The 6056-nt window shown below is 40.8% G+C and carries 6 protein-coding genes; all 6 read left to right on the forward strand.

Annotated features, from left to right (window positions below; all coding sequences use genetic code 11):
- The first annotated feature begins 48 nt into the window (after positions 1-48).
- The 6 genes from ABE547_RS10250 to ABE547_RS10275 all read left to right on the forward strand — a co-directional run bounded on the left by ABE547_RS10250 (position 49) and on the right by ABE547_RS10275 (position 5959).
- A complete protein-coding gene (locus tag ABE547_RS10250; protein WP_291237291.1) occupies positions 49-741 on the forward strand; it encodes a DUF134 domain-containing protein in 693 nt (230 codons plus the stop codon).
- A gap of 398 nt (positions 742-1139) precedes the next feature.
- On the forward strand, positions 1140-1976 hold the full coding sequence (locus tag ABE547_RS10255; RefSeq protein ID WP_347378684.1) for a NifB/NifX family molybdenum-iron cluster-binding protein: 837 nt from the start codon (positions 1140-1142) through the stop codon (positions 1974-1976).
- 291 nt (positions 1977-2267) lie between these two features.
- Complete coding sequence (locus tag ABE547_RS10260) at positions 2268-2708, forward strand: cupin domain-containing protein (protein WP_347378691.1); 441 nt, start codon at positions 2268-2270, stop codon at positions 2706-2708.
- Between the two features lie 151 nt (positions 2709-2859).
- On the forward strand, positions 2860-4677 hold the full coding sequence (locus ABE547_RS10265) for an extracellular solute-binding protein (protein ID WP_347378685.1): 1818 nt from the start codon (positions 2860-2862) through the stop codon (positions 4675-4677).
- A 65-nt stretch (positions 4678-4742) separates the two neighbouring features.
- Positions 4743-5726 carry an ABC transporter ATP-binding protein gene (locus ABE547_RS10270; RefSeq protein ID WP_347378686.1) on the forward strand — a complete coding sequence of 328 codons (984 nt, stop codon included), beginning with the start codon at positions 4743-4745 and terminating at the stop codon, positions 5724-5726.
- Positions 5727-5734: 8 nt separating this feature from the next.
- The gene (locus ABE547_RS10275) at positions 5735-5959 is read left to right on the forward strand and encodes a hypothetical protein (RefSeq protein ID WP_347378687.1); all 225 of its coding nucleotides are present in this window, start codon (positions 5735-5737) and stop codon (positions 5957-5959) included.
- Positions 5960-6056: the final 97 nt, after the last annotated feature.

Raw genomic sequence — 6056 nt, forward strand, 5'->3', positions numbered from 1 at the left:
CGAAACCGACTTATGATGTGAGAAAAGGTTTTCCAAAGGGGGAGTGTTATGCCAAGGCCTATGAAATGCAGAAAAGTCTGCCACTTTCCGCAGATATTAGAGTTTTCGCCCGTTGATGTGAAAACAGAAAGAGAACCGGTCATTTTGGCTGTGGATGAGTATGAAACAATCCGTCTGATTGATAAACAAGGTTTCAGCCAGGAACAATGTGCGTCTTTCATGCAGATTGCAAGAACAACGGTACAGAGAATCTATGAAAGTGCGAGGAAAAAGCTGGCAGATGCTATTGTAGATGGACGTCCGCTTAGGATTGAAGGCGGAGATTTCTGGCTTTGCAACGGACAAAGTGCGAACTGCGGTCAATCTGGCTGTTTCAAACAGATGGTTTATCAACAATATAAAATAGAAAAAGGAGAACATATTATGAGAATAGCAGTGACTTATGAAAATGAACAGATTTTCCAGCATTTCGGTCATGCTGAACAGTTCAAGGTTTATGATGTGCAGGAAGGAAAGATCATCGATTCAAAGATTGTAGATACGAATGACAGCGGTCATGGTGCATTGGCTGGTGTGTTGACTGCGCTGAATACAGATGTTCTGATCTGCGGTGGCATCGGTGGAGGTGCCCAGGCAGCTCTGGCAGCAGCAAATATTAAGCTTTATGGAGGTGTATCCGGAAACGCAGATGATGCAGTCGCCGCTCTCCTTAACGGAAATCTTGAATATAACCTCTGCTAAGGAACTTTACCATCACGGGACAGGATTACGGATAGGTTACATGACAAATCCAACTTGCTTTTCCATCACAGGAAAGAATATGGATAATTTACATGACAAATTCAGCTTGCTTTTCCATCATGGAGAGAAATAAGGATAATCTACATGAAAAAATCAATTTGATTTACCATCATAGGAAAGGATAAAGATATCTTACATGAAAACACGATCAAAAAATACCATCAAACATGGGAAAGTGGAAATGCTCCATGAAAAGAGCTGAACAAGATACCATCAAGAAATGCAAGACTGAAAAAATGATTGCCCCATCAAAAAATGATTGCCCCATCAAAGCTCATCGACAGTAAAATATATTTGTGCTATACTTAGTGAACCACAAGAAAAGGAGAATTTATGAAATGAAGATAGCAGTAACATATGATAATGGAATGGTATTTCAGCATTTTGGAAGAACAGAGTCTTTTAAAGTGTATGAAGTAGAAGATGAAAAGATTGTATCCAGTGAAGTGATTGCTTCTAATGGAGTAGGGCATGGTGCTCTTGCCGGTCTGCTGGCAGAACAGGCTGTGGATGTGTTGATCTGCGGAGGAATCGGCGGTGGCGCACAGGCAGCGCTTCTGGAAGCCGGTGTGGAATTGTGTTCCGGAGCGCAAGGAGACGTGGATCAGGTGGTAGAGGCTTACCTTAAGGGAGAGCTGCTTTCTACAGGTGTGAATTGTGATCATCATCATGAGGAAGGTCACAGCTGTGGAGATGAGGGACATTCCTGCGGTGGATGTGGTGGATGCGGAGCGCACACGCAGTTAACCGGACGCAATGTGGGGAAAATCTGCCGCACACATTACAAAGGGACTTTCAATGATGGAACGCAGTTTGACTCTTCTTATGATCGCGGTGAACCGCTGGAATTTCTCTGCGGTGCCGGCCAGATGATTCCGGGATATGACGCAGCGGTAGCAGATATGGAAGTTGGGCAGATCGTGAATGTTCATCTGATGCCGGAGGAGGCATATGGGATGCCGGATCCGAATGCAGTCTTTACTGTTGAAATCGCACAGCTTCCGGGTTCTGAAGAACTGAGTGTCGGTCAGCAGGTCTATCTTGCCGACCAGTATGGTCAGCCGTTCCCGGTGAAAGTTGTGGCGAAAGATGAGATGACAATTACATTGGACGCAAATCCGGAAATGGCGGGAAAAGAATTGAATTTCCAGATTGAGCTGGTAGAGGTTCGATAATTTAAGATGAATTTTTTACTTCACCGGTCGAGTTTCGAACGATCAACTGTGTGTGTAGCAGAAGCGTTCCGATAGAAACCCCATTCATTACGCTATGCAGTGCATAGTAAGCGCTTTTCCCGAGCTACATGCGATCCTGACGGATCGTGGTCAGAGGCGGAGAAGTATATGTACAGAAATGTTCTTTCCGGAGCGGACATGGAGTTAACAGAGCGTTTCATTAAGATGGGAGTTGACGAACTGCCTGTTTCCGCTTCCTACATTCTTCCGCTTCGGAAATTAATCCGGGAAATCCACTGGCATTCCAATGCAGATGAACTTCAATATTATATTCAGGGAAAAGCCAGAATGACAGTTTTCAAGCCTGGTCCTAAAGCGAGAACATTTAATTATCAGGCTGGTGATGTCGGCTATGTTCCGGTTGGTAATTTTCATTATGTCCAAAATATTGGTGATGAAAAAGTGATATTTTTAGAAATATTCAAAAGTAATCATTTTGCCGATATATCATTGGCCCAGTGGATCGCAATGACTCCAAAAGAAGTTGTGAAGTCTGTTCTGAATCTTTCGGATGCATTTTTAGAACATGTGAAAAAAGAAAGCAATCCGGTTGTTAAATATCCCGGCTTTGAAATGCCGTCTGCAAAGGGGACACCACAAAACGTAAAATACTTTAAAAACTTTAATTATAAGGTGAAAAATCCACCTTGCAATGCGGCGAAAGAACATTAAAAACCCCGTCCCAGTGAAATGAATAGAGAAAGAACGAATATTCATAGATAGAATAAATACAACAGGCTATGCCATTGGAAATATCGATTTAAAATAAACATAACATGTATGTATAATGACCGTAGCATTAACTAAATGGAGGTAGATAGAAATGTCGAGAATAGGAATGCTAAGACAGGGGAAACACCCTGATCGAGTTCCTATTGCATTGTCGTTAAGCAGTTATGCTCCAAAGATGTTAGAAATCAGTGCAGAGGATTTTTATCTTAATCCAGAAATTGCTTTTGAAGCGAATTGCTGGCTGGAAGAAATGTTTCCGGCAGATTCTGAGATTGGATATACAGTTCCGGATAGCATATGCATGGATTTTGGTGGGGAAGTTTATTTTGGAAAAGGTTCTTTGGAATGCCCGAAGTCGGTAAGGATACCGGCCAGAACAGAGGAAGAACTTTTAAAGCTAAAGGTTCCGGATCCTTATACCGCACCAGGAGCTTCCCGGGAATTTAAGTATGCAAAGATAAGACGCAGACATGGGTTGCGAGGAGCTGGGATGGCACTTTCATCTCCTTTTCGGCAAAGTGTAGAAATCATAGGTATGGAGAATCTTATGAGATGGATGCGCAGAAAGCCGGAATTGGTACACTATACTTGCGAACTGATTGAAGAGTATTCCATGAAAAAGGCAAAAATGTATGTGAAAGAGTTTGGTGCAGAGGAATTGTCAAATGCTTTTAGTTACCCGATGGAATCACATGAATTAATTTCACCGGATTCATTTAAAAAGTTCAGTGCGCCACATGCATTGGCACTGCATCAAAAATTAATAGAAATAGGTGTGAACTCTTTTTCTGAACATTTATGTGGAAACCATCGGCATAATTTGTGGTTCTGGAGAGAGGATCTTCCACTTCCGGAGCATACAATGATCACAGTTGGAACGGAACTTCCGCTGAAAGAGGTCAGCGAAGGAATTGGGGACAGGCATATTCTTGGGGGAAATGTCGATACGACCATTTTACATTTGGGAACACCACGAGAGGTGTATCTTGAGAGTAAAAGAATTATTGAAGAAATGAAATATAGAAAAGGTGGATTTGTTTTAGCGGCTGCTTGTGTCATTTCAACAGCGATTCCACCGGCAAATATTACAGCAATGACAGCATCACTGTTAATGGGGTGTGGAAGTTCTGACAGCGCAGAAGACGAAGGAACAGAGTCAACAGAATCTGAAGAATCCACAGAGCTGGAAGATAAAGTCGTAGTTTATACAGCGCATCCGGAAGAAATGCTTGATCTGATCATTGAAGGATTTACTGAAGAGACAGGAATTGAGGTGGAATGTCTTAATGTAGGCGGTGATCTGGCTGAGCGTGTAAGATCGGAAAAAGATAATCCGCAGGCAGATGTCATCTATGGACAGGATACAGCAACTTATATGGCATTGAAGGATGAAGGATGCCTTGCACCGTCATCACCTTCCTGGGCAGATGAATTGGATGATTTCTTTAAGGATTCAGAAGGATATTGGTATGGAACGATTAAGACACCTGTTATGATGTTCTACAATACTGAAATTATGACAGAAGAAGAAGCACCAATTGGTATCTCTACACTGAATGACATTTATGATAATGTGATTAATAATGGACTTCCGCTGAAAGAAATTTATTCAGAAAGTGGAGAGGTTGTCCTTTGTGACTGTGCAGGTGTAATCAATGATTGTGCTAATCCAAATGCAGCAGCAGCATTTCTTGAGTATGTGGGAAGCCCTGAAGTACAGGCTCAGATTGCAAATGAATTCTTCCGTGTTCCAACATTGGATTCTGCATTGGTTGATTCTCCTGAATGGATGGCTAATGAAATCAAAACGATGGAAGTTGATTGGGTGAACATCGGAGAACATAAAGCTGATTGGATTAAAAAATGGGTAAATGAATATATGAATGCAGAAATTGTAGCAGAACAATAGATGTATTTTATATGGAGACCAGCAGGAGATAGTCTTGCTGGTCTTACCTGTTTGAAAGGAGAAAAATGGAAAATATTAGATTGGAAAATGTAACATTTTCTTATGGAGAAGAAGTAATTCTTGAAAATTTGGATTTGACGCTTCAAGAGAAGAAGTTTAATACGCTTTTGGGACCTTCGGGGTGTGGAAAGACAACAATTCTTCGGTTGGTAGCAGGATTTTTGACTCCACAGCAAGGAAAGATTGTGATTGGGGATAAGGAAATTACACATTTAATGCCGGAAAAGAGGAATATCAGTACTGTTTTTCAGAATTATGCGTTGTTTCAGAATATGAGTGTGAAACAGAATATTGCCTATGGACTCAAAATTAGAAAGATACCGAAAAACAAAATCGATGAAAAGTGTGCAGAATATTTGAACCTTGTAAGAATGGAAGAATATGCCGATAAAGGAATTGATGAGTTGTCTGGCGGACAGCAGCAGAGAGTGGCGATTGCCAGAGCATTGGTAACGGAGCCAAAAATGTTGCTGATGGATGAACCGATGTCTAATCTGGATGCATCGCTTCGTATAGAGATGCGTGAAGAAATTCGGGAAATACAGAAGAAGATTGGAATTACTACACTTTTTATTACCCATGACCAGCAAGAAGCACTGACAATTTCAGATAATATTGCGGTAATGAGCAAAGGAAAAATACTGCAGATAGGAACGCCACAGGAAATTTATTTTCGACCAGTGAATTCAAAGGTTGCACATGCGGTTGGAAATGTCAATGATTTGACTGAGGCACAGAATGATATGCTTAAGTGTATTTGGAAAGAGAAAGAAATGAGCGCGATAAGACCGGAGAATTTTGTATTGGATAAAGAGAAGCAAAGGGAAGATACGATTGAAGGTGTTATCACAAAAGTGAGTTTTTGTGGAGCTCATACAGAGTATTTTGTAGCGCTTGGTGATGCCGATCTGAAAGTGATAGAATTGAATTGTAATGATGGAAGAAATGTAAAGCAGGTAGGAGAACGTGTATTTGTGGGCTGCAGATAGAGGTGGACATGAGAAAGATATTAAAGGATAGAAGTGTTTTTTCAATTATTTATAAATTAGTTATCTTCTGGTTTCTGATTGGATACATTATATTACCAATAGGATATACTCTCATAGAAGCAGTAACGCTGGATGATCAAAGAGACTGGACGTTGTTTGCGGAATACTTTATGGATGCAAAGAATCAGGAAATTATTTTCAATACATTAAAACTGTTGGGATACAATAGATAGGTAACAAATAAAATACAAGGATTCACTTCGATATGATATATTGGAGTTGACGAAAAACCAATGATCTTAACGAAAGGAGAATCCTTGTATGCCAAGT

The organism is Dorea sp. YH-dor226 (assembly GCF_039832105.1).
Taxonomy (GTDB): Bacteria; Bacillota; Clostridia; order Lachnospirales; family Lachnospiraceae; genus Dorea_A.

Excerpts from the sequence above, each read along its gene's own strand:
- ABE547_RS10255 (WP_347378684.1), top strand. The coding sequence starts at position 1,140 with ATGAAGATAGCAGTAACATATGATAATGGAATGGTATTTCAGCATTTT.
- ABE547_RS10270 (WP_347378686.1), top strand. The coding sequence starts at position 4,743 with ATGGAAAATATTAGATTGGAAAATGTAACATTTTCTTATGGAGAAGAA.
- ABE547_RS10265 (WP_347378685.1), top strand. The coding sequence starts at position 2,860 with ATGTCGAGAATAGGAATGCTAAGACAGGGGAAACACCCTGATCGAGTT.
- ABE547_RS10250 (WP_291237291.1), top strand. The coding sequence starts at position 49 with ATGCCAAGGCCTATGAAATGCAGAAAAGTCTGCCACTTTCCGCAGATA.
- ABE547_RS10275 (WP_347378687.1), top strand. The coding sequence starts at position 5,735 with ATGAGAAAGATATTAAAGGATAGAAGTGTTTTTTCAATTATTTATAAA.